Origin of the sequence: Caballeronia sp. TF1N1 (genome assembly GCF_022878925.1) — a bacterium.
Lineage (GTDB): Bacteria > Pseudomonadota > Gammaproteobacteria > Burkholderiales > Burkholderiaceae > Caballeronia.
Genome location: NZ_CP084627.1, coordinates 885,114 through 909,169, shown reverse-complemented (window position 1 = coordinate 909,169; position 24,056 = coordinate 885,114). Strand labels below are relative to the sequence as shown.

Sequence of the window (24,056 nt, the reverse complement as noted above, 5' to 3'; positions counted from 1 at the left end):
GTGGCTTCAACGATCCGCGAGCCGCTGCAACGCTTCGCGCGTGACGAGCGTGACGCCGGACTCCGTGCGGAAAAAGCGCGCGGCATCGTCGTCCGGATCTTCGCCAATCACGAGACCTTCCGGTACCGTGCAACCGCGATCGATCACCACGCGCTGCAATCGGCAACTCGGTCCTATCGTCACCTGAGGCAACAAGACTGCCTCATTGATGTTACAGAACGAGTGCACCCGCACCGCCGACGAGAACACCGACTTCGAAACTTGCGAACCCGAGATCACGCAGCCGCCGCAGACGAGCAGATTGGTGATCGCGCCTTGCTGGCCGTTGAGATCGCGTACGAACTTGCCTGGTGGCAACTGTTCCTGATTGGTCCAGATCGGCCATTTGCGGTCGTACAAATCTAGCTCGGGGATGGTCGATGCAAGGTCGAGGTTGGCGGCCCAGTAGGCATCCACGGTGCCGACATCGCGCCAGTAAGCGGGCGCTTCGGGATCGGCGCTGGAGGTCACGCACGACATGCTGAACGGATGCGCGATGGCCGTGCCGCTCGTCACCACGCGCGGAATGATGTCCTTGCCGAAGTCGTGATCCGTGTTCGACGCGGCGATGTTCTCTTCGAGCAGGTGGTAGAGATACTTCGCGCTGAACACGTAGATGCCCATGCTCGCGAGCGCCACGTCGGGCTTGCCGGGCATGGCGGGCGGATCGGCGGGCTTCTCCAGGAAGTCCGTCACGCGGCGATTTTCATCGACATGCATCACGCCGAAGGCGGTCGCGTCCATGCGCGGCACTTCGATGCAGCCGACCGTGCAATCCGCGCCGCTCTCCACGTGGTCGAGCACCATGCGCGTGTAATCCATCTTGTAGATGTGATCGCCCGCCAGCACGATGATGAACTCCGGCGCAATCGACCGGATGATGTCGAGGTTCTGGAACACGGCGTCGGCCGTGCCGCGATACCAGCTTGAATCGACGCGCTGCTGCGCCGGCCAGATATCGATAAACTCGTTGAACTCGCCGCGAAGGAAACCCCAGCCGCGCTGAAGATGGCGCAACAGCGAGTGAGCCTTGTATTGCGTGACGACGGCGATACGGCGGATGCCCGAGTTAAGGCAGTTCGATAAAGCGAAATCGACGATGCGGTACTTGCCGCCGAAATGCACGGCAGGTTTGACGCGCCTGTCGGTAAGCGGTCCGAGACGAGTGCCGCGCCCTCCGGCGAGGACGATTGCCAGGGTCGACTTTTGCAAATCGGTGCGATTCTTTGACGACGTCTCCATGTCAGCTCCTGATTTGACCTGCGACTAGTGAATTGATGCTGCTCTCTTGTTCGTCCTCGTATGCTGGCGGCGCGCGAGCTCGCTGGCTTGGGGTAGGTCCATGAGTTCGCGCGCACGAACAGGGTGGAAGCATTATCCGGTGCGCGTCGGCATTCGTGTACCGATGTCGCTCTTTTTTTGTTCCACCGATCCGCGCTGCCGCGCTCAGTGCACGGAATGCTGGCGGCATTTTCGAGCAAACAGCGTGCCGAACGCCCGTGCGGCGGCCTTCTCGGGTGTTGCAGTTGCGCAATTTATCGTACGTGGACGATGCCGCGGTGCGTTAAGGCACGGCACAATACGGCTATGCAAGCTTCGCGATCAACACGCAAACGCTTGCGAGCACGAAGAGAAGCCGCATGCCATGCGGCATTCTCCTGACCGAACAAGCCGCACCCGGGAATCAAAAACATGAACAACGTCCTGAGTATCCAGTCGCATGTGGTGTTCGGCCACGCCGGCAATAGCGCGGCGGTTTTCCCAATGCGCCGTCTCGGCGTCAACGTCTGGCCGCTCAACACGGTGCAGTTCTCCAATCACACGCAATATGGCCGCTGGACCGGTAGCGTGGTCGACGCCGACGAGCTTCAGAGCGTGATCGAAGGTATCGGCGCGATCGGCGTGCTCGGCCGCTGCAACGCCGTGCTGTCGGGCTTTCTCGGCGCGACCGAGCAAGGCCGCGCGGTGGTCGAGATCGTGAAGATGGTGAAGGCGGTGAATCCGCGCGCGCTCTTCTTTTGCGATCCGGTCATGGGCGTGACGGGCGGCTGCACGGTGGCGCCGGGCATCGAAGACTTCCTCGTGACGACCATGCCCGAAGTCGCCGATGCCATGATGCCCAATCACCTCGAACTCGAAAAGCTCGCGGGCCGGCCCATCGAGACGGTGGAAGAAGCCGTCGATGCCTGCCGCGAAGTAATCGCGCGCGGGCCGCGCACGCTGCTCGTCAAGCATCTGCTCGACCGCAACAGTCGCGCCGATACCTTCAACATGCTGGCCGTGAACGCGCACGAAGCGTGGTTCGCGCAGCGTCCGCTGTATCCGTTCGCGCGTCAGCCAGTGGGCGTCGGCGATCTGACGAGCGGTGTGTTCGTCGCGCGCACCTTGCAGGGCGATTCCTTGCGCCACGCGCTCGAGCACACGCTCGCGGCCGTCAACGCGGTGGTGAAGACGACTTACGATGCAGGGCGTTACGAGCTGGAGATCGTCGCCTCGCAGGACGAGATCGCAAAGCCCACCGACTGGTTTCCGGCCATTCGCGTGTCGGGCACCGAGATGGCGCGGCGATAGTCCGGCCACGCGCCCCGTATTTACCCTTGGTTGGCTGACAGGACGCGCGGTTGCTTTTGACAAGCCGCCAGATGGGCGTCGATGATTCATCGACTCTCACTCATGGAAGCGCGACATGGTAAAGGCATTCGCATCCCAGGCGGACCTGGAAGAGAAGAAGATCACTTTCACGCAGCTCTCCGAGAACGCCTATGCCTATACGGCAGAAGGCGATCCGAACTCGGGCGTGATCGTCGGCGACGACGCCGTGCTGATCGTCGATACGACCGCGACGCCCGCAATGGCGCAGGATCTGATCGCGAAGATTCGCAGCGTCACCGACAAGCCGATCAAGTACGTCGTGCTGTCGCACTATCACGCGGTGCGCGTGCTGGGCGCATCGGCTTATTTCGCGGAAGGCGCGCAGCAGGTCATCGCGAGCCGTGGCACGTACGAGATGATCGTCGAGCGCGGCGAGGCAGACATGAAGTCGGAGATCGAGCGCTTTCCGCGCCTCTTCGCAGGCGTCGAGACGGTGCCGGGCCTGACATGGCCCACGCTCGAGTTCGATCGCGAGATCACGCTCTGGCTAGGCAAGCTCGAAGTGCGCATCGCGCATCTCGGCGCGGGTCACACGAAGGGCGATACGGTCGTATGGCTGCCATCGCAGGACGTGCTGTTTTCGGGCGATCTGGTCGAATACGACGCCGCGTGTTATTGCGGCGATGCCCAGCTCGCGCAATGGCCCACGACGCTCGAAGCCTTGCGCGCGCTGAATGCGCGGAAGCTCGTGCCGGGCCGTGGCCCCGCGTTGCTCACGCCTCACGATGTGCACAAGGGTCTCGACTACACGAAGGACTTCGTCACGACACTGCTTGCCGCCGGGCGCGAAGCCGTTGCGCAACGACTCGACCTCAAGGGCGCGATGGCGCTCGCACGCAAGTCGATGGACCCGAAGTTCGGCCACGTCTTCATCTACGAGCATTGCCTGCCTTTCGATGTCTCGCGCGCCTTCGACGAAGCGAGCGGGATCACGCAACCGCGCATCTGGACCGCCGAGCGCGACAAGGAAATGTGGACCGCGTTGCAGGAATGATGCGCGCGGCCGTTCGCGTTTGGTCGTCAATCACGCGGTCGCGGCGGCTGCGGCCATTGCCTTGAAGTTCTCCGGCGTGGCGAATGCGAGGTACTGCGCCTGCATGTCGGGCGTGAGGAATTCGAGCATCGTCGAGTTTTCGATCCATAGTTCGATCACGTCGAAGAAATTGCGGCCGCGCGTGCAGCGCACCGCACGCCAGCCTTCGCGTTCGCCGATGGCGATCACTTGTGCCGCGTCCATCTGCGTGGCAATCGCCATATGAAACGCGCTGTATTGCGGACGGTCGACCTTGCCCGCGCCAAAACTCACGCTGGTTTCCGCGCCGCCGCCGGGCGTGATGACGCGATCGCCCGGATAGACTTCGATGATGCTGCCGCGGTCATCGCCGGCGACGGCCATCCACGAGTCGGGAAACGATGGAAACGGCGCGGCGAAACCGTTCCAGAGTTCGGCGAGCACGTTGGCGACGTGTTGTGGATCGCGGGCGGGAATGGATGCGTGGTAGATCATCGCGAAGGTCTCCGGTGGCTTTGAGGAAGATCGACGGCGATGCTTTCATGCTTCGCAAGTGGCTGTCAATTGGCACTGCTACGAAGCGCGGAAGAGTGCTTAGTTTTGGCGTTATTTTGTCACTAAGCGCTGATAGAAAAGCGCTTGAAGTGTCTGAGGAAAATCCGTCGATTAGTTAGCAAGACAGACGGATAAAAAAATGCCGCCCGGGGTAGGCGGCGAGAGCGCGTCCAGTTGAAATCCCGTTAGGGTGAACGCGTGAGGAGACAACATTGAGGAGTATGGCAAACGCCCGGGCGGCGCTCAACCTCGATTCGGAAGCACACCATTTCATGGTCGCCGTGATTCCGTTCAAGCTGAAACCTCGTCGTCGCAGGGTTCATTGCTTGAGTAAGCGCTTCGGAACGATGTGCATCATCGTTGCGCTTTCAAACATATCTTTGCGTTTCTGAACGCGCGCAACGCCATGCGTTGGCTACACTGATAATCCGCTTCGTTTCCTCGCTTCATTCATGCCTTGTCTGCTCGTTGATTCATTCGATTTCAAGCAGTATCCCGACGCGAACCACGCACTCAAGCACGCTTTGGAAATACGTGATTCCGGCGATTGGGCGTTGCTCGAGCACTTCTGTGCAAACGCGCTGCAGTGCTTTCCTGGCGATGTCGAACTGTCCTGGCAACTCAGTCATAGCCACTGGATGCGGCATGACTGCATGAAGGCCGAAGCGGTCATGCGCGATGCCGCAATGCTCCATCCGGACAACGGTCTCGTCACGGGCGCGATCGCGATGTATCTGAACGAAGAGGCGCGTTATGAGGAAGCGGAAGCGCTTTACCGCCAGGCTATTGTGCAGAGTCCAAATGCGCCGCATCTCCCGATCGATCTAGCCGATCTCGAATTGCGTCGCGGCGCGTGGCGTGACGGCTGGACGCGCTTCGAACATCGTTTGACTAACCCGCATCATGGCGACAAGAGCGTCGTCACCCGCGTGGAACGTGAAGCGCCGCGCTGGCGCGGTGAATCGCTCGCGGGAAGGCGCGTGGTTGTGTATAGCGAGATCGGTCATGGCGACGATATTCAGTTCGTGCGTCTATATCCGCGATTCGCAGAGTTGGTGCGCGCGCACGGCGGCGAGCCGATGCTGGCTGTGCGCCATGTCCTTCACTCGCTCATCGAGCGTGTCGTGCCTGATTGCGTGCTGGTCGCGGAACATGCATTCAGCGGCTGCGATTACTCCATACCCATGATGAGCATGCCGTTCTGGCTAGGCTTGATGCCGGCGGATATCGAGGGCCGCGCGTATCTGCATGCCGATGCGGAACGCGTTGCGGCGTGGCGCTGCTTGCTCGAAGAAGAAGGCGCCGATAACTTGCGTGTCGGCATCGTCTGGGCGGGCAGTCCGACGCATCGGCGCGATGGTCAACGCAGCATTCCCGTCGATGCGCTTGCGCCGCTTTGGCGTCTGTCGAACGTGACGTTTTATCCGGTTGCTCCCGGCCGCGATGACGATATCGCAAAGATGCGCGCGGCAGGTGCGTGTGTCGTCGAGGTTGCGCAGCGCTATCGAGACAATTTTCATGACTCCGCTGCATTGCTCACGGCGCTGGACGTATTGGTGACTGTCGATAGTTCGCCCTTGCATCTCGGTGGCGCGCTTGGGCGGCCGGTGCTGGCGATGATCGATCTTGCATCGCACTGGTGTTGGGGAACCGGCGAGACGCAGCCGTGGTACGACTCGGTGCAACTGCTGCGTCAGCATGCGGCAGGCGACTGGCGGCCCGTTGTGGAACGCGTTGCGGATGAACTGGCGCAACGCGTCCGCATGCATCAAAGGACGGCGGGCAAATGAGTCGACCCGCCGTTGCCGCTCATGAGCACTCGTTGGCAGGCATGGGCCGCGCATAGCCGCGCTGGGCGGAATGGATGGTGGTCACGCACTGACCGTCTTGCGGTTCAAGCGCGCTGTCGATATCGCGCTTGACGCCGTCGTGCATCTTCATGCTGTAGCGACTCTCGCGGTGCGCTCCGGGCTGCTACGAAGAGGCCGTTGAGATCGGCACACGCTTCGGAAGGAAGCGAATGCGCGGCCGTCAAAGTGCAGTAAGGATCATGGAATTGAAACCGGAAGCCTTTATTCGGTTGACGCGGCCTCAGCGCTTCAACAGATAGTCCACGATTTTGTCGCACACGCGCCCGAACATTTGTGTGCCGGTGACGGTGCGGCAACCTTGCGCGCGCGCCGCTTCGATGAACGGCGTAAGCGGCGGCTTCGTGACGACATCGCCAACGAAAGTTTTTGCATCGAGCTTCGATACATCGATCGGCAGCGGATCGCCTTCGCGCATTCCGGCAGGCGAGGCATTCACGACGATGTCGAAGTTCTCCGCGCCCGAGTCGTTATCGACGCTCACGGCGCCGCGACCCAGACTCGCCAGACGCGAGGCGAGGGCTTTGGTGCGCGCGGCATCGAAATCGCGGACAGCGAGCGATGCGACGCCCGCATCAACCAACGCATGACCGATTGCCGATCCCGCGCCGCCCGCGCCGATTAGAAGCGCGCGTTTTCCTTGCGGATCGCAGCCTGCGTCGCCAAGGGCCGCGACCATCGCGGCGCCGTCGGACATGCCGCCGTGCCAGGAGCCGTCCGCGTTGCGTCTTAGCATGTTGGCCGCTCCGAGGAACGCGGATTCTTCCGCGAGCGACGCGCAAAAGCCAGCGGCGCTGAACTTGTGCGGCACGGTGATGATGACGCCATCGACGTTTTGCATCGGCGTGACGCCGGCGAAGAAAGCGGCGAGGTCGGCAGGTGCGACGTGAGCCGGGATCACGATTGCATCGTGTCCTGCCTTGCGCAAGGCGGCGGTCACGCCGGAGGGCGAACGTACTTGCGCAATGGGATCGCCGACGATGAAGTAGAGGCGAGTTGCGCCGCTTAAGCCCGCATCGAGCGATGCGGAGAAGGATGTGTCCTGCGCCATGCTTTGAATGTCTCCTTTGTGCGCTTCGGTCGGGGGACGTTGCGCGGATGGGTGTCTTAGCTCAAGAGCGTTGATGAACTGTAGTCTAAATTGGAATTGGATTCAATCTTCTGTCTGCGTTGGCAACTAACGGTCTTTGATTTCGGCTTACTTGAAATGCGCAAGGTGAGTGGTCGGAGGAAGTGCCTCACGGCTCTCAGCGCTAGCGTGGGCAAAGTGCATGCAGTATGCAACTTGCGGGTACCTAAAATACAAAATTCAATGCAAAACGAGTGTGAAAGTGCTGAAACCGAAGCCGAAGCCGAAGCCGAAGCCGAAGCCGAGCGCCGAGCGCCGAGCGCCGAGCGCCGAGCGCCGAGCGCCGAGTGCCGAATGCCGAACGCCGAACGCCGAACGCCGGACGCCGGACGCCGAATGCCGAATGCCGAATGCCGAATGCCGAATGCCGAATGCCGAATGCCGAAGCCGAATGCCGAACTCCGAGCTTCGAGTCCTATGTGCCGAACCCGCCGCACCTCAAAGCGCCCCTGCTTCATGCGCCTCGGCACTCACCCCCGCAGCCGCAAGCGCCTCGTGCAGCGTCGCGAATACATTGGACTTGCCGATCACTTCCGTTAGTCCATGCCGATCCATGTCGAGCCGAAGAAACGGATTCACTCGTCCGAAGATCATCGCGATATCGCGATTCCGCACGCTTGCGACTAGATCGCTCAACGTGCGCGCGGCCGAGTAGTCCAGATCGGTGATCGCGCCGGCATCGACGACAAAATGACGTAGTTCAAGAGGCGCCGCATCGATCAACTGCTTCACTTCGGCCGCGAAGAGATGATCGTTCGCATAAAACAGATCGGCGCCGAACCGATACACGATCAAGCCAGGCGCGGTGACGACGCCGGGACGCGTCGGTACGAACTGCCATCGGCGGTCCGGCGCGACGGGCGCGAGTACCATCGTATGCGGACGATAGCTGTGCCGCACATGCCGCATCAGCGACAACGCCACGGCAAGCAAGATGCCATGCTCGACCCCGATCAGAACGACCGCCGCCGCCGTGATCAGCGCCAGCGTGAATTCGCCCGGACTCTCGCGCCGAATGGCCTGCAAGCTTTGCACATTGACGAGCCCGACGGCGATAGTGAAGACGATCGCGGCAAGCACGCAATGCGGCAGGTACTGCAAAAAGCCGCTCAAAAACATCAAGACGACGACCACCACCGCCGCGAAGGTGAGTTGCGCGATCTGGCTGCGTGCGCCGGCGCGATCGGCCATCGCTGTCTGCGTCGGGCTGCCGTTGACCACGAAGGCGCCGCTGAACGCGGCAGCCGCATTCGCGGCGGCGAGGCCGAGCAAGTCGCCGTTGGTATCGGCGGATTCGTGATGCTGCTGTGCGAAGACGCGCGCCGCGGCCGCGCTTTGCGCCACGATCATCACGAAGCACGACGCCGCCACGGGCACGAGATCGAGAAACTGCTGCCACGTGACGTGCGGCACGCGCAGCGGCGGCAATCCGCCTGCGACCGGGCCAAGTACCGCGATGCCGTGGGCCGCGAACCCGAACGTCTTGCTCGCGAGGATGCTGCCGATGACCGCGACGAGCGGTATCGGCACGCGCGGCCAGATACGTCTGAAGCCAAGTATCGCGACGATCACGAGTAACGAGAGAGCGAGCGTCGGCAAGTTCGCTTCGACGATATGGTCGACAACATACCAAAGCTGCGCAAGGCTGCGCGACGACGGCACCGGCACGGTCATGCCGAGGATATCGCCGAGCATGGCGATCGACACCTGTATGCCGACGCCCGCCAGGAAACCGGCCAGCACCGTGCGCGAAAGGAAGTCGGCGAGAAAGCCGAGCCTGAAGAGCCGTGCGAGCAGCAACAACGCGGCAGTCAGCAGCGCGACCATGCTTGCCAGTTCGACATATTCGGCGCTCGCCATCGGCGCGATGGTCGATACGCGGCTCGCGAAAATCGTGGCGGTGGCGGAATCGGCGGCCACCACGAGATGGCGCGATGCCCCGAACAACGCGAACGCGGTGAGCGGAATGAATGCGGTATACAAACCTGTAACCGCAGGCATGCCGGCAATGCGCGCATAGCCCAAGACTTGCGGGATATCCATCGATGCGAGCGAGAGCCCCGCAAGGATGTCGCGTCGCGCGGCGAGCCGGTCGATCGGCAAGATGCCTTTCAGGAAACGCGGCGGCACGGGAGGTCGCGGAGTTGAATCTTGCATGCGTTGTACCGGTCGCGGGAAGAGCGCATCGTGCCCCATGACGGCCGCAATGCCAAGCGGCTTGATCACTCACGCCGAGCAATCTAAAAAGGTCTTTGCGCGCGATCGGAAAATGGAATAGGATTCCAATATCAAAGACAGTTCTACAGCTAAAGGCAGCTTCGAGTCGCGTATCACTGCGATCCGAATCGGAGGGAGCGAGACAAAAATGATGGAGACGCTGGTTAGATCGAATACAAGCGGTCGCATGCGCGAGCTTGTTTCTCGGCTGTCTACGCGACATCAAACGTCACCAGACAGCATGCGTTTGCTGCACGAGGACTCGTCGCCGCGTGCGCCGGCAAGCAATAGGCATCAACCCAGGCCTAGCGATGAAGCCTGACCCGGTACTGGAATGCGATGTCCTCGTGCTCGGTTCCGGTGCGGGCGGACTATCGACGGCCGTGACAGCGGCCACGCGCGGACTCTCCGTTTTGGTCTGCGAGAAGGAAGACGTCTTCGGCGGCACGACCGCGTGGTCGGGCGGCTGGATGTGGGTTCCGCGCAGTCCGCTTGCGACGCGCGCAGGAATGATCGAGGAAGCAGACGCGCCGCGAACTTATCTGAAGGCCGAACTCGGCGCGCATTACGACGCGGCTAAAGTCGACGCGCTCATCGAACACGGTCCGCGCATGGTCGAGTTCTTCGAGACAAATACGTCGATGCGTTTCATCGATGGCAACCGCATTCCGGACTTTCATACCTCGCAAGGCGCGGGAACGGGTGGCCGCTCCGTGTGCGCCATGCCTTTCGATGGTCGCGAACTCGGGGCGCTCATCGACAAGCTGCGGCCACCGCTTCTCGAGACGACGATCAACGGCATGGCGATCTCTCCAGGACAAGAGCTCACGCACTTTCTGAACGCCACGCGCTCGATGCGCTCCGCGTGGCATGTCACCAAACGCTTCGCCAAGTTCGCGCACGACAAGCTTCGCTACGGCAGATCGATGCATCTATTGAACGGCAATGCGCTCATTGCAAGACTCTTGAAGTCGGCGGCGGATCGTGGCGTCGATCTGCGCACGCGCGCTAAAGCGGTCGGTCTCTTGCGCGATGGCTATCGTGTGATCGGCGCTCATGTCGAGATCGAAGGCGTAAAGCATGAGGTCCATGCGCGACGCGGCGTGGTGCTCGCGTGCGGTGGATATCCGCACGATGAAGCACGTCGCGCGGCTACGTTCGCTTATACGCCAACGGGCCGCGAACATTGGTCCGCGGCGCCGCGTTCCAACACCGGCGACGGCATTCGCATGGGCGAGGCCGCAGGCGCACACTTCAATGCAGCGCTCGAAAACCCCGCGGCTTGGGCGCCCGTTTCGCTCGTTCCGAAGCGCGATGGTCCGCATGTCGCGTTCGCGCATCTGATCGAACGCGGCAAGCCTGGTCTGATCGCGGTGACGCGTGCGGGGAGGCGCTTTGTGAACGAGGCGTCGTCGTACTACGACTTCATGTCCGCGTTGATGGACATCACACCCGCAGGCGATGAAGTGTGCGCGTGGCTCGTCTGCGATCATCGTTTTCTGCGACGCTATGGCCTTGGTGCCGCGAAGCCGTTTCCATTCCCGTTGCGCGCGCACGAACGCTCGGGATATCTGAAAAGCGCGCCCACGCTCGAAGCGCTCGCGCGAGTTTGCGGCATCGAGGCAACTGGCTTCATCGAAACCATCGCGGCCTATAACCACTACGCTCGCGACGGCTTAGATCCGCAATTTCATCGAGGCTCGACACCCTACAACCGCATGCAGGGCGATGCATCGCATAAGCCGAATCCATGCGTTGCACCTACTGCAATTGGCCCGTATCACGCAGTAAAAGTGCTGCCCGGCAGCCTCGGTACATTCGCCGGCCTCTCTACCGATTCGAGCGCCCGCGTGCTGGACGAAGCGCACATGCCGATTGCCGGCCTCTACGCAGTTGGCAACGATGCCGCGAGCATGATGGGCGGCCACTATCCCGCAGGCGGCATCACGCTCGGTCCGGCGATGACCTTCGGTTATCTCGCGGGCCACGCACTTGCAGATAAAAGCGATGACAGCAGTGAACGCGAAGCGCATCGCATCGAAACCATGACCACTCTCTCTCAATTCAATCAGGCAAGGACATTTCAATGACCCTGTACGACACAGTCACACTCACCGTGAAGATCGGCACGAATGCGCAGGTCTTCGAAAACATCAAGTCGAGCGGCGAGCAAGCAGGCGCGCGCTTGCTCGGATGCTGGTATTCCGATATCGGTGCCTTGGGCAAGGTGATGGTCTTGCGCGGCTACGCTTCCGAAGCGGCACTGATCGATGAACGCAGGCGCCTTCTGCTCGAAGGCAATCCGTTCGGCTGCGGCGAATTCATTACGGATGTCGAAATAAATAGCTATGCGCTCTTTCCATTCCTGCCGCCAATCGAGCCTGCCGAACACAACGGCATCTATGAAATGCGCGTCTACGGCACGAAGCTCGCGAGCCTGCAGCACACCATCGACGCGTGGCAGAACGCCTTGCCCGAACGCACGAAGCGTTCGCCGTTGATCGGTGCAATGTACGCGCTCGATGGCACCGTGCCGCGTTTTCTGAACATCTGGCCGTACAAGAGCGTGGATGAACGCTCGCGTATTCGCGCGGAATCGGTGAAGGATGGCGTATGGCCGCCGAAGGGCGGACCCGCGCATCTGACGACGATGGAATCGACCATCTATGTGCCCGCACCGTTCTCGCCACTACGCTAAGGAAATCCATATGTCCACACGAAAACTTTCGCTCTCAGCTTTGACCGTGCTCGAATTGACGCCGCCGCAGATGGTCGAATGCGCGGCGAAGGCGGGCTATGACTATGTCGGCCTGCGCCTTCTTCCGGCGACCGATACCGAAGTGCGGCACGACATCATCGGCGATACACCGCTCGTGCGCGAGACGCTCGCGGCGTTGAAGGACACCGGCATTGGCGTGCTCGACACGGAAATTCTCCGCCTCAAACCCGACACCGATGTAACCGCGTACGAGCCGATGCTTGCGACCGCCGCCGAACTTGGCGCGCGCTATGTGCTCGTCGCGGGCAACGATCCCGACGAGTCGCGCACCGCCGAGCGTCTCGCGCAGTTGTGCGATCTGGCGCGTCCGTATGGCCTCTCGCCATCGCTCGAACCGATGCCGTGGACCGACGCTAAGGACATCGTGCAAGCCGCGCGCATCGTGAAGGCGGCGGAACGCAACAACACGGGGCTGATCATCGATCCGCTTCACTTCGACCGCGCGGGGTCGTCGACCCAGACGCTGAGTGAGTTGCCGCGCGAGTATTTCGGCTATGTGCAGTTCTGCGACGCGCCCGCCGAGCGCCCGACCGACCTCGAAACACTACTTTTCCAGGCGCGCTGCGAGCGGATGATTCCGGGTGAAGGCGGTATCGACTTGGCTGGCATTTTGCATGCACTGCCGGAAGACTTGCCGCTTTCACTCGAAATACCGACGCAACAGTGGGCCAAGACCGCCAGCGCGCTCGAGCGCGCGAAGCGCATGCGCGAAGCGACGCTTGCCTTGCTTGACGAGGTTTATGCCGGGCATTGAACGATGACGGTTGAATTCCGAGGTGGAATCATGTTCAAATTCCGAATCGGAACTTCGAGGTAACGAAACATGGCAGGAAATCTTGAGCGCGCGTTGTCCATCATCGAACTGCTGGCGAAGAACGGCGGACGCATGCCGCTTGCCGCCATCGCGGATACCTTGAGCATTCCCCGCAGCGGCACGCATCGCCTGCTCGCGATGTTGATCGACGAAGGCTACGTGCGCCAGGACGAGGATCACGGCGAGTACATGCTCGCGCTGAAGCTCGTGTCGCTTGCGCTGATCTATCTCTCGACGGGCGGCGTGCTCGATGTGTCGCAACCGGTGCTCGACCGCCTCGCGGCGGCGTCGGGCGAACTGGCGCGGCTTGGCGTCGTGGAGGACGATCACATCACCTTCGTCGGCAAGGCGCAGGGCGCGAAGTCCGGGCTGCGCTACGACCCGGACATGGGCAGCCAGCCGCCCTTGCATTGCACGGCAAGCGGACAGGCGTGGTTGTCGTCGTTGACCGATGAGGAAGCGCTCGAACTCGTGTCGAAGCAAGGCGGACTCGGCAAGCCCGGACAAGGCGGTCCGAAGGCGCCGAAGACGATTCAGCAGTTCCTGACCGACTTGCGCGCGGCGCGCGAACGCGGTTACGGCATCGCGAGCGAAACCTACGAAGCCGGCATGACGTCGATGGCCGCGCCGATTCATCATCCTATGACGGGCGTGGTCGTGGGTGTCGTCAGTCTCGCGGGCCCGACGAGCCGTTTGCCGGAAACGCGTCTGAAAGAGCTCGCGCCCGCGCTGCTCGAAGCGGCATCCGATATGAGCGCGGCAACCTTGAGCTCGCCTTATTTCAAGCGGCCGCTGACTCAAGCTCCGGTCGTTGCCGAAGCACCGGCGCCTGCTGGCAAGAAGCGGGCAAAAAGCGCTCTCGTTCAATAAGCGCAACGGCCGTCGCGCGCGTCGCGCTTGCACTATGCTGTGCACATCAGCGCTTGCGAGGCCGATCATGAATGCCGCGTCCGTCACAGCGTCTTTGCGCGAAATCGACGACTTGCCTTCGCCGCGCGGCTTGCCGCTCGCGGGCAATCTCTTTCAATTGCCGCCGTCGACTCATCATCTGACGCTCGAGCGATGGGCGAAGGAACTGGGCACGCCGTATCGCTTCAAGCTCGGCCGCGTGCCTATTGTCGTGTGGTCGGATTTCGAGCTGTCGCAAGCGGTTTTGCGTGAACGTCCGCATCGTTATCGGCGTTACGGTCCGCTCGAAACCTTGTTCGATGAAGTCGGCTGCAACGGTCTCTTTTCCATCGAAGGCGAAGCGTGGGGGCCGCAGCGTCGGCTCGTGATGCAGGCGCTGTCCGTGCCGCATATCAAGGCGTTTTATCCGACGCTGGCCGCGATCACCGAGCGTTTGCGGCGGCGCTGGGAGTCAGCCGCGCGCGAGGGACGTATCGTCGAGATGAACGACGATTTGAAGCGCTATACCGTCGATGTCACGAGCGCGCTCGCATTCGGCGAAGACCCGAACACGCTGGAAAAAGAACGCGGCGTCATCCAGGAGCATCTCTCGCAGCTTCTGCCGATGATCATGACGCGCCTCTCCACGCCGTTTCCCTACTGGCGCTATATGCGGCTGCCGCGCGACCGCCGATTCGATCGTGCAATGGCCGAAGTGCATCGCTATGTGCGTGGCTTGATGTCGAGATCGCGCGAGCGCATGCGTGACGAGGCATCTGCACTCGAGCCGCGCAATTTGCTCGAAGCGATGCTCGCGCTGCGTGACGCGCCCGAGTCCGGCCTCACCGATGACGAAGTCGCCGCCAATGTCATGACGATGCTCGTCGCGGGCGAAGACACGACGGTGGCATCGCTCGCATGGGGACTCCTGTTCCTCGGCGGCGATGAAGCCTTGCAGACGCGCATCGCGACGCATGCAAAATGCACGTTCGGCGACGCGCGCGTTTGTCCGAGTTATCAGACAATGCGCGAACTCGATTTATGCGAGGCCGTCTGCACGGAGGCGAGCCGACTGCATCCGGTGGCGCCGTATTTGTCGCTGGAACCGCTTGCGGAAGTGGAGTTGCAGGGCGTGCGGCTACCCGCGGGCACCAAGCTCTTTTTTCTGAATCGTCCCGCGATGCTCGACGAAAGCCACTTCAGCGATCCCGCGCGCTACGATCCGGATCGCTGGCTGCGCGAGCATCGGCTGCAGGCGGGCGAGCACGCAAATCAGGGAACGCACGATCCACGTGCTTATCTGCAATTCGGCGCGGGGCCGCGCGTGTGTCCGGGACGGCATCTGGCAGCGGTCGAAATGCGGCTAGTCATTTCGATGCTCACGGCGAATTTCACGGCGCGCCTGGCTCAGGATGCCGCCGATATTCACGAGGTCTGCAACTTCACGGTGGTGCCGAATCGCATGCCGATGCGGCTCGCTTTGCGGCCCACTTGAACCGCGTTATCGTTCATTGAACGTCGGCGGCACCGGTTGCCATCCACAGAACTTCGGCATCTTCCGCGCTGGCCGATATCGCCGCGTGGCCCGTGCGGCTGTCGAAATAGATGCTGTCGCCCGCATTCAGATGCGTCGGCGCATAAAGTTCCGAGTAGAGGCACACGCTGCCGCTGATCACGTACAAAAACTCTTCGCCTTCGTGACGGCCCCAGTCGTCGAAGGCATCCAGTGTATGCGCCGAGATGCGGATGCGAAACGGCAGCATCGCCTTGTGCGCGAGCTCGGTCGCCAGCAATTCCATCTGATAACCGCGATACGCGTGCCTTTGCCCTTCGTCGCGTCGCGTGAGTGCGCGCCGGCCGCTTGCGCTGGCAGCGGGCGCGCTGCCGAACAGTTCCGCGAGATCGATCTGCAGGCCGCGTACTATCTTCTGCAAGACATCGAAAGTCGGCGACATCAAGCCGTTCTCGATCTTCGACAACGCCGAGCGCGACACGCCGCATAGCCGGCTCGCGGTTTCCAGCGTGAGATTCTGAGCGGTGCGAGCGTGCTTTACCCGTCGTCCGAGATCGGCTGCGGATTGCTCAGTCGAATTTTTGGCGGGCAAAGTAGACATGAGAGGTCGAAGGTGGTTTGTTTCCGATAATACCATCGACTTTTCGGGGGTTTGCATTCGGTATGCAAACCGAGACTGGTGAGAACCCCAATATTGACAGCGTTGTGAGCATGGGACGCTGCGCGTATAGTTTCCGAACTTGACCGTTGTTTCGCATCGGAAACAGCGAAGCTAATCTTGCATGCAAAGGGAATTCACTGTGGACGCCAAGACCATCCTCTCCGACCTCGGTATCGCAGGCATCGCGAACGAGGGCGACATGACTGTCACTTCGCCCATCAGCGGCGAAATCATCGGACGCGTGAAACGCCATACTTCTGCCGATGTCGATACCGCGCTTGCGCAAGCCCGCAGCGCATTTGCCGTGTGGCGCAACGTTCCGGCGCCGCGACGTGGCGAACTGGTGCGTTTGCTCGGCAATCGCCTGCGCGAAAAGAAGGCTGCGCTCGGCCGGCTCGTCGCGCTCGAAGCGGGCAAGATCCTGCAAGAGGGCCTGGGCGAAGTGCAGGAAATGATCGACATTTGCGACTTCGCCGTCGGCCTGTCGCGGCAACTGTATGGCCTGACGATCGCCTCCGAGCGGCCCGGTCATCGAATGGCGGAAACGTGGCATCCGTTCGGCGTCTGCACGATCATTTCTGCATTCAATTTTCCGGTCGCGGTGTGGTCGTGGAACGCGGCGCTTGCGCTCGTGTGCGGCAATGCGGTCGTTTGGAAGCCGTCGGAAAAGACGCCGCTTACCGCGCTCGCCGTCGATCGCATCATGCGCGATGTACTCGACGAGTTCGGCACCGCGCCGGCCGGCCTGGCATCGGTTCTGATCGGCGACCGTGAAGTGGGCGCGAAGCTCGTCGCGGACAAACGCTCCGATATCGTCAGCGCAACCGGCAGCACGGAAATGGGCCGCGCGGTGGGCGTGGAAGTGGCGCGCCGTTTCGGGCGCTCCATTCTCGAACTCGGCGGCAACAACGCGGGCATCGTCTCGCAGACGGCAAATCGCGACCTCGCGCTGCGCGGCATTCTGTTTTCGGCGGTCGGCACCGCGGGGCAGCGCTGCACGTCGCTGCGGCGTCTTTTCGTCCATGAGAGCATCTATGACGAAACCGTCGCTCGCCTCAAGGATTTGTATGCAAAAGTCCCGGTCGGCAATCCGTTGAACGACGGCGTGTTGATGGGACCGCTCATCGACGTGCAGGCTTTCGCGCGCATGCAGGACGCGCTGGAGCAGGCGAAGGGCGAGGGCGGCAAGGTGTTCGGCGGCGAACGCGTGAGCGTGACGGGTAACGAAAATGGCTATTACGTTCGTCCCGCGCTCGTCGAAATGCCCGCACAAAGCGAAGTCGTGCTGAAGGAAACCTTCGCGCCCATTCTTTACGTGATGCGCTACACCGATTTCGATGACGCCATCGCCGCGAACAACGCCGCCGCGCACGGCTTGTCCTCATGCGCCTTCACGACGGATCTGCGCGAGGCGGAGCGCTTTCTGTCGGCATCGGGCAGCGATTGCGGCATCGCCAATATCAACATCGGGCCGAGTGGCGCGGAGATCGGCGGCGCGTTCGGCGGCGAAAAGGAAACCGGCGGCGGACGCGAATCCGGCTCGGACGCGTGGAAGGCCTACATGCGGCGCGCGACCAACACGATCAACTATTCGTCGGAATTGCCGCTTGCACAGGGCATCGACTTCAATCTCGGCTAGTCCTTAAACGGAGGCGGCGTGGTGTCTAAGGTTGTGATCGTTGGCGGCGGCGTGATCGGCAGTTCGACCGCGTACTTTCTTCGCTTGATGGATCCAGGCGTGCAAGTCACGGTGATCGAGCGCGATCCGACTTACGCGCGCTCGTCGTCGGCGTTGTCTGCGGCGTCGATCAGACAGCAATTCTCGACGCCGCTTTCCGTGCGTATGTCGTTGTTCGGTATCGAGTTCTTGCGGTCGATTGGCGAGCGCCTCGAAGTGAACGGCGAACGGCCTTCGGTCGATCTGCACGAAGGCGGCTATCTCTTTCTAGCGACGCCGCCGGGCCTGTCCACGCTGCAAGAGAACCATGCGCTGCAATGCGAACTCGGCGCGGATATCACCTTGCTCGATCCCGCTTCCCTGCGCGCGCGCTTCCCTTGGTTGAATACAAAAGACCTTGCGGCGGGTGCGTTCGGCGAGACCGGCGAAGGCTGGTTCGACGGCTATGGTCTCGTCCAGGCGCTACGACGCAAGGCTCAGGCCCTGGGCGCGCGTTACGTGGCGGCCGAAGTGACGGATATTGAATGCCAAGGCGGCCAGGCGAAGCGCGTGCTTGCCTCGAACGGCGAAGCGTTCGCATGCGATGTCGTCGTCAACGCGGCGGGCGCTTGGTCGCGCCGGATTGCGGCAATGCTCGACATCGATATTCCGGTGTATGCGCGGCGGCGCAGCATTTTCAACGTATCGTCGCCTGCGGTGCTCGAAGGCTGTCCGTTGTTGATTGATCCGAGTGGCGTCTACTTTCGCCCTGAGGGACGCACGTTTATCTGCGGCACATCGCCTTCGGCGGACAACGATCCGGACGACCTGCCGCTCGATGAAGTCGATCACGCGCTTTTTGACGATGTCATTTGGCCGACGCTTGCGCACCGCGTTCCGGGATTCGAAGCGCTGCGCGTGGAACGATGCTGGTCTGGGTATTATGAATACAACGTGTTTGACCAGAATGCGATCATCGGGGCCCACCCGCACATCGAGAATTGCCTTTTTGCCAATGGGTTTAGCGGACACGGCTTGCAACAAGGACCCGCAACGGGACGGGGCTTGAGCGAACTTATCTTGCATGGAAAATACATCACGCTGGATTTATCTTCGCTCGATTGGGCGCGCGTGTTGACCGGCCGGCCGATCATTGAAAAAAACGTGGTTTGAAAAAGCTATATGCAGTCGACTTGCATAAACCAGCATGGCTGCATTACCGTCTGCAAAAGCAGGCGCTAATATGGCCGTCAGAGAAATTAGCAGATTGCTGTCAACGACATGGGCACGCGGTAAATAACAATTTTTTCGAGCAAGTCACAAAAATGCCGTTCGTCCATTAATGAAATCCACTAGGGCCAATAGACGCCGATAAGCGCATGCTTAAACCGTCAGACGCAACTTGCGTTTTTAGTACGGAGACAAGACATGGAAGCCTATATGAGCGCCCGGCTCGCACAATGGCTGGAAGACGAAGCCGACACCGCGTCGGCAACAACTGCCCCGGTGTGTCACAAGTCCAGCCAGGTCAGCGGCGCACCACAGTATGTTGCGGAAATCTGCGGTCGTTTTGCAGGCGAGAAAACCGAAGAGGAACAAAAATCCTGCGTGATTCGCGGGTATAACTGATCATTTTCTTTTCCGATTCGTTGCGCGTGCGACACGCTTTACGGCACGTGTAGCGCAACTCTGCCCGATAGAAAAAGCCATTCACGCGAGAAAAGGATTTTGCTTATGATCGCTTCAGGTCATTAAGCTTCCACGATTCACGCGCATCAATCGGCGCTGGAAAATTATTTCCATTGCAAGCTAAAAAAATCGCGGTTGACGCATTTTGGCAATGTGGCGTCGCGTGAGAACGTGGAGCGAGTTTTTTTGATCGCCTACGCTGACGCTTGTGAATGGAGAATTCCAATGAAAGATATCGGGGAGCGGCAAGATTTGACCGCTCGGCAACCGCATGTTTTGCGAGCGTGTCATGAGCGGCGGTGACGATCCCGGCCCACTGGAACTGATGTCGCCGCCCGCCCCGCGCATGCGCGATAGACCCGCCGACTTGCCGCCGGTCGCGTTCGAGCTGCCTGTCACGCCACCGTTCGAACCGCCGTCAGGCAAGCGCTCGCTTCAAGATCTCGTGGCGGACGCGAATCGTCTGCGCCGTGCGGTTGCAGCGTCGGCGTGTGTAGTCGTTGCATGGTCGATATTCGAGGCGCCTTGGGAAATCGACGCCAACAGCAGCACGGAGGAGATTGCCGGCGTCATCTTTTCGAAGGCGATGCTCGGCGCTATCGCAGCCTTTGCGCTTGCCGGACGCAAGTCGGCGCGCTATCTGCTGCTCTTTGTATGCTTGACGAGCGTGCTGGCCATCGTACCTGACTTGCCCGCCGAATTCATTCACGCGCCATGGCTGGCGTTCTTATCGAGCGTCGAGTCTTTGGCAAAGCTCGCTACTTTCGCCATGCTCGCGTGGTATCTCAAGCTCGTCAGCCGGATCGACGCTTTGCGTGCAGTTGCGCCGACCAAATGAAGGCTTAAGACTTGAACAACCTCCTCAGAACCCGCCTCGCGCGGGTTTTTTGATGTGCGCGAGAAACCCAACGTGGCGGCACGTTGCGCGCCTCGATGGCACAATCGAATGCAATATTCCAAACCCGCGCAGCACCCGCAAGCATCGACGATGCAAGGAGATCCGCAAACGTGGCGAACCTGGATCTGGACAATCCGTTTCTCGAAGCGCTTGGCGCGAACCTTACGGCATGGCGCGCCGGGTATGCAGAATTCAATATGCCAATTCACGCGGGGCATTTGAACCGTCAACGCATTCTTCAGGGCGGCGCGATCGCTACCTTGCTCGACGCCGCCTGCGGTTACGCGGGTCTTTTCACGAGCGGTTCCACGCCCATCCACGGGTTCACGCTTTCGCTCACGGTCAACTATCTGGATCGAGGTATTGGCGACAAGGTGGTCGCCAAAGGATTCCTTGAGCGACAGGGACGCTCGGTTTACTTTGCGCGCGGCGAAGCGTGGATAGACGAGCGCGTGATGATCGCAAGCGCGCAAGGCACGTTCAAGTACGCGCGCTGAAGCACCATGCCATGACCTCTCGAAACCTGCTCCGGCGCCTCGACCTCACCACGCTGCAACTCTTTCTCGCGGTTTTCGAGGAAGGCACGCTCACACGCGCGGCGGAACGTGAAGCCATCGCGGTATCGGCGGCGAGCAAGCGGTTGCTGGAACTCGAGCAAGCGGTCGGCGCCGTGTTGTTCGAGCGCAAGGCGCGTGGAATGGAGCTCACGCCTGCGGGCGAAACGCTTCTACACCATGCGCGCCGCGTGTTGCGCGATGTCGAGAATATCGGCATCGAATTGGCGGAACATGCGAGCGGCGTGCGCGGTTATGTGCGGATGATGGCGAATCTTTCCGCCATCGTCGAATTCCTTCCGGAAGATTTGCGCGCGTTCATCACCGTGCACGATCAGATCAAGATCGATCTGGAGGAGCGGCCGAGCGGCGGCATCGTGGAAGGCGTGCTGGATAGTCTCGTCGATCTCGGCATTTGCTCGGGCGATGCCGACACGCGCGGACTTCAATCCACGCATTACCGCCATGACCGTCTCGTGATCGTGACGCCGGGCGATCATCCGCTGAGCCAACGTGAGCACGTCACTTTCGCCGATACGCTCGACTTCGACCATATTGGCCTGCATTCGGCCAGTTCCATCAACATGCGCACGCATCTGGCCGCGCGGCAAGCTGGCAAGGCGTTGCGGCTGCGCATTCATGTGCCGGGCTTCGACGCCGTTTGCCGCATGGTTCAGGCGGGCATGGGCGTGGGCGTGTTGCCGCATCGCGTATTCGAGGCGATGGGGCGACAGCTTGGACTCGCTGCCGTCGCGCTCGACGAGGAGTGGGCCGCGCGCAGCCTCGTGATCGTCGTGCGCGATACGGGCGCGTTGTCGCCAGTGAGCCGTCTTTTGTTCGATCATTTGCGATCGGTGGAAGCGGGCACATAGCGAGCGTTCGTCATCCGCGAACGATGCTTGCCAAAATGCGGTTGGACGCGGTCGAGCGTTCGCCAATAAGCTTGTCTCAAGCAAATCATAAATGGAGACAAGCACCATGAGCGGACCCCTCAAGGGCATTCGCGTCATCGAGATCGGTACCCTCATCGCGGCGCCTTTCGCGGCGCGCATGCTGGCCGAATTCGGCGCCGAAGTCATCAAGATAGAAACCCCCAACGGCGGCGATCCCTTGCGCAAATGGCGCAAGCTCCATGAAGGCACGTCACTCTGGTGGTATCTGCAGTCGCGCAACAAGAAATCCGTGTGCGTGAATCTCAAGTCGCCGGAAGGCGCGGACGTCATCAAGCGTCTTGCGGCGGATGCGGACGTCGTCATCGAAAATATGCGGCCGGGCGCGCTCGAAAAGCTTGGCCTTGGCTGGGACGTTTTGCATGCAATCAACCCCAAGCTCACGATGGTACGCATTTCCGGCTACGGTCAGACGGGCCCGTACCGTGACCGGCCGGGCTTCGGCGCAATCGGCGAAGCGATGGGTGGCATTCGGTATACAACCGGCGATGCCGATGGCCTGCCCGCGCGCGTCGGTGTCAGTCTTGGCGACTCACTGGCGTCGCTGCATGGCGTGATCGGCGCGTTGATGTCCCTGTTGCGCGTCAAGACCGGACAAGGCGACGGTCAGGTGGTCGATGTCTCGCTCGTGGAAAGTGTTTTCAACCTGATGGAGAGCCTCGTACCCGAATACGATTTGCTCGGGCATGTACGCGAGCGCAGCGGCGGCGCGCTGCCGGGAATCGCGCCATCGAACACCTATCGGACCGAGGACGGCGGCTTCGTCGTGATCGCAGGCAACAGCGACCCGATCTACAAGCGTCTGATGAACGTGATAGACCGCCCCGATCTCGCCGACGATCCCGCGCTCGCGCACAACGATGGTCGTGTGCGGCAGAGTGCGATGCTCGACGAAGCCATCGCGGCGTGGACCACGCATCATGCAATGGAGGATGTGCTCGACACACTCGCCGTTGCGGAAGTCCCTGCGGGACGCATCTATTCCGTTGCGGACATCATCGACGACGCGCATTACCAGGCGCGCGATATGTTGCTGCAGGCCGACTTGCCGGGCGGTGCATCGGTGAAGATGCCGGGAATCGTGCCGAAACTGTCGGATACGCCAGGCGAAGTGCGCTGGCAAGGACCGACGCTTGGCGAACATACGCAATCGGTGCTGGAATCGCTCGGCTTCGATGCAAGCGAAGTGCAAAGGCTTCGTGCCGAAGGAGCGGTTCAATGAACGATGATCGTTTGCTCGTTCAGGAAGTCGCGCCGCGCGACGGCTTGCAGATCGAATCGAAATGGGTCGAGACTGCCGACAAGATTGCATTGATCGATGGTCTCTCGGCGTGCGGCTTCACGCGCATCGAAGCGGGCTCGTTTGTATCGCCGAAAGCCATTCCTGCGTTGCGTGATGGCGAGGCCGTGTTCAAGGGCATCGAGCGTCAAGAAGGCGTGATCTATGTCGCGCTGGTGCCGAACGTGAAGGGCGCGCAGCGTGCGCTCGATGCGAACGCCGACGAACTGAACCTCGTGATGTCTGCAAGCCAGACGCACAATCGCGCCAACATGCGCATGAGTTGCGAGGCATCGCTCGAGGGCTTCGGGGATATCGTCGCGCTCGCGCAAGGTACGAAGGCCATGCTCAATGCAACGGTTGCCACCGCGTTCGGCTGTCCGTTCGAAGGGCATATCGATGAAGACCGCGTGGTGTCGATCGTGCGGGCATATCGCGAGTTGGGTATCGATGGCATCACGCTTGCCGATACGACGGGCATGGCGAATCCGCGACAGGTCGCGCGGCTCGTTACGCGCGTGCTGGAGCAAGTGCCGGCCGCTGCGTTGACGTTGCATTTTCATAATACGCGAGGGCTAGGCCTTGCCAACGTACTCGCCGCATACAACGCAGGCGCACGCCGGTTCGATGCCGCGCTCGGCGGCCTGGGTGGTTGTCCATTCGCGCCGGGTGCATCGGGAAACATCTGTAGCGAAGACCTCGTGAACATGTGCGACGAGATGGGCATACCCACAGGCGTCGATTTGCAGAAGCTCATCACGTTGTCACGCACTTTGCCTGCGCTCGTCGGCCATGACGTGCCGGGACAAGTCGCGAAGGCAGGACGCAACTGCGACCTGCATCCGGTTCCCGATTACGTGCGTGCAATCTGAAATCATCGACGACAAACCATACGACCGGAT

Annotated in this window: 22 protein-coding genes; 16 read left to right on the top strand and 6 right to left on the bottom strand. The window is 61.2% G+C overall.

Going from position 1 to position 24,056, the window contains the following annotated elements:
* Positions 1-6 precede the first annotated feature (6 nt).
* Positions 7-1,281 carry a glucose-1-phosphate adenylyltransferase gene (gene glgC, locus LDZ28_RS18145; RefSeq protein ID WP_244828377.1) on the bottom strand — a complete coding sequence of 425 codons (1,275 nt, stop codon included), beginning with the start codon at positions 1,279-1,281 and terminating at the stop codon, positions 7-9.
* Between the two features lie 450 nt (positions 1,282-1,731).
* Here glgC and pdxY point away from each other — a divergent pair, with 450 nt between their 5' ends.
* Positions 1,732-2,610, top strand: a complete 879-nt coding sequence (pdxY, locus tag LDZ28_RS18140; protein ID WP_244828375.1) for a pyridoxal kinase PdxY — start codon at positions 1,732-1,734, stop codon at positions 2,608-2,610.
* A 115-nt stretch (positions 2,611-2,725) separates the two neighbouring features.
* Complete coding sequence (locus LDZ28_RS18135; RefSeq protein WP_244828373.1) at positions 2,726-3,685, top strand: MBL fold metallo-hydrolase; 960 nt, start codon at positions 2,726-2,728, stop codon at positions 3,683-3,685.
* 30 nt (positions 3,686-3,715) lie between these two features.
* Here the strand turns inward: LDZ28_RS18135 and LDZ28_RS18130 are convergent, their stop codons facing one another.
* Positions 3,716-4,198, bottom strand: coding sequence for a hypothetical protein (locus tag LDZ28_RS18130; RefSeq protein WP_244828372.1), 483 nt, complete (start codon positions 4,196-4,198; stop codon positions 3,716-3,718).
* A gap of 512 nt (positions 4,199-4,710) precedes the next feature.
* On the opposite strand from LDZ28_RS18130, the gene LDZ28_RS18125 reads away from it, so the two are divergent.
* Positions 4,711-6,048 carry a glycosyltransferase family 9 protein gene (locus LDZ28_RS18125; protein WP_244828370.1) on the top strand — a complete coding sequence of 446 codons (1,338 nt, stop codon included), beginning with the start codon at positions 4,711-4,713 and terminating at the stop codon, positions 6,046-6,048.
* Positions 6,049-6,067: 19 nt separating this feature from the next.
* Here LDZ28_RS18125 and LDZ28_RS32675 read toward each other — a convergent pair whose 3' ends face one another.
* The 3 genes from LDZ28_RS32675 to LDZ28_RS18115 all read right to left on the bottom strand — a co-directional run bounded on the left by LDZ28_RS32675 (position 6,068) and on the right by LDZ28_RS18115 (position 9,412).
* Positions 6,068-6,199: a hypothetical protein gene (locus LDZ28_RS32675; RefSeq protein WP_255784607.1), complete on the bottom strand. Its 132-nt coding sequence runs from the start codon at positions 6,197-6,199 to the stop codon at positions 6,068-6,070.
* Between the two features lie 150 nt (positions 6,200-6,349).
* Entirely contained in the window at positions 6,350-7,177 is an 828-nt protein-coding gene (locus LDZ28_RS18120; RefSeq protein ID WP_244828369.1) for a shikimate dehydrogenase, read from the bottom strand.
* 516 nt (positions 7,178-7,693) lie between these two features.
* Positions 7,694-9,412 carry a SulP family inorganic anion transporter gene (locus LDZ28_RS18115; RefSeq protein WP_244828368.1) on the bottom strand — a complete coding sequence of 573 codons (1,719 nt, stop codon included), beginning with the start codon at positions 9,410-9,412 and terminating at the stop codon, positions 7,694-7,696.
* A 371-nt stretch (positions 9,413-9,783) separates the two neighbouring features.
* On the opposite strand from LDZ28_RS18115, the gene LDZ28_RS18110 reads away from it, so the two are divergent.
* From LDZ28_RS18110 to LDZ28_RS18090, 5 genes are all read left to right on the top strand, one after another.
* A complete protein-coding gene (locus LDZ28_RS18110; protein WP_244828367.1) occupies positions 9,784-11,562 on the top strand; it encodes an FAD-dependent oxidoreductase in 1,779 nt (592 codons plus the stop codon).
* The gene (locus LDZ28_RS18105; protein ID WP_244828366.1) at positions 11,559-12,170 is read left to right on the top strand and encodes an NIPSNAP family protein; all 612 of its coding nucleotides are present in this window, start codon (positions 11,559-11,561) and stop codon (positions 12,168-12,170) included. The genes LDZ28_RS18110 and LDZ28_RS18105 overlap by 4 nt, the downstream gene beginning before the upstream one ends.
* Positions 12,171-12,180: 10 nt before the next feature.
* Positions 12,181-13,005, top strand: coding sequence for a sugar phosphate isomerase/epimerase (locus LDZ28_RS18100; RefSeq protein ID WP_244828365.1), 825 nt, complete (start codon positions 12,181-12,183; stop codon positions 13,003-13,005).
* Between the two features lie 69 nt (positions 13,006-13,074).
* The gene (locus LDZ28_RS18095) at positions 13,075-13,935 is read left to right on the top strand and encodes an IclR family transcriptional regulator (RefSeq protein WP_244828363.1); all 861 of its coding nucleotides are present in this window, start codon (positions 13,075-13,077) and stop codon (positions 13,933-13,935) included.
* Positions 13,936-14,002: 67 nt separating this feature from the next.
* The gene (locus tag LDZ28_RS18090) at positions 14,003-15,448 is read left to right on the top strand and encodes a cytochrome P450 (RefSeq protein ID WP_244828361.1); all 1,446 of its coding nucleotides are present in this window, start codon (positions 14,003-14,005) and stop codon (positions 15,446-15,448) included.
* 13 nt (positions 15,449-15,461) lie between these two features.
* Here the strand turns inward: LDZ28_RS18090 and LDZ28_RS18085 are convergent, their stop codons facing one another.
* Positions 15,462-16,067, bottom strand: coding sequence for a helix-turn-helix domain-containing protein (locus LDZ28_RS18085; RefSeq protein ID WP_244828360.1), 606 nt, complete (start codon positions 16,065-16,067; stop codon positions 15,462-15,464).
* A 199-nt stretch (positions 16,068-16,266) separates the two neighbouring features.
* Between LDZ28_RS18085 and LDZ28_RS18080 the strand changes: the two genes are divergently transcribed.
* The 8 genes from LDZ28_RS18080 to LDZ28_RS18045 all read left to right on the top strand — a co-directional run bounded on the left by LDZ28_RS18080 (position 16,267) and on the right by LDZ28_RS18045 (position 24,026).
* Positions 16,267-17,766, top strand: coding sequence for an aldehyde dehydrogenase family protein (locus tag LDZ28_RS18080; RefSeq protein ID WP_244828359.1), 1,500 nt, complete (start codon positions 16,267-16,269; stop codon positions 17,764-17,766).
* Positions 17,767-17,784: 18 nt separating this feature from the next.
* On the top strand, positions 17,785-18,957 hold the full coding sequence (locus LDZ28_RS18075; protein WP_244828358.1) for an FAD-binding oxidoreductase: 1,173 nt from the start codon (positions 17,785-17,787) through the stop codon (positions 18,955-18,957).
* A 255-nt stretch (positions 18,958-19,212) separates the two neighbouring features.
* Complete coding sequence (locus LDZ28_RS18070) at positions 19,213-19,413, top strand: hypothetical protein (RefSeq protein ID WP_244828357.1); 201 nt, start codon at positions 19,213-19,215, stop codon at positions 19,411-19,413.
* A gap of 349 nt (positions 19,414-19,762) precedes the next feature.
* Positions 19,763-20,311, top strand: a complete 549-nt coding sequence (locus LDZ28_RS18065) for a hypothetical protein (protein ID WP_244828356.1) — start codon at positions 19,763-19,765, stop codon at positions 20,309-20,311.
* A 170-nt stretch (positions 20,312-20,481) separates the two neighbouring features.
* Complete coding sequence (locus LDZ28_RS18060; protein ID WP_244828355.1) at positions 20,482-20,868, top strand: PaaI family thioesterase; 387 nt, start codon at positions 20,482-20,484, stop codon at positions 20,866-20,868.
* Between the two features lie 11 nt (positions 20,869-20,879).
* Entirely contained in the window at positions 20,880-21,797 is a 918-nt protein-coding gene (locus tag LDZ28_RS18055; protein WP_244828354.1) for a LysR family transcriptional regulator, read from the top strand.
* A 106-nt stretch (positions 21,798-21,903) separates the two neighbouring features.
* Positions 21,904-23,097 carry a CaiB/BaiF CoA-transferase family protein gene (locus tag LDZ28_RS18050; protein WP_244828353.1) on the top strand — a complete coding sequence of 398 codons (1,194 nt, stop codon included), beginning with the start codon at positions 21,904-21,906 and terminating at the stop codon, positions 23,095-23,097.
* Positions 23,094-24,026, top strand: coding sequence for a hydroxymethylglutaryl-CoA lyase (locus LDZ28_RS18045; RefSeq protein WP_244828352.1), 933 nt, complete (start codon positions 23,094-23,096; stop codon positions 24,024-24,026). The genes LDZ28_RS18050 and LDZ28_RS18045 overlap by 4 nt, the downstream gene beginning before the upstream one ends.
* Positions 24,027-24,056: the final 30 nt, after the last annotated feature.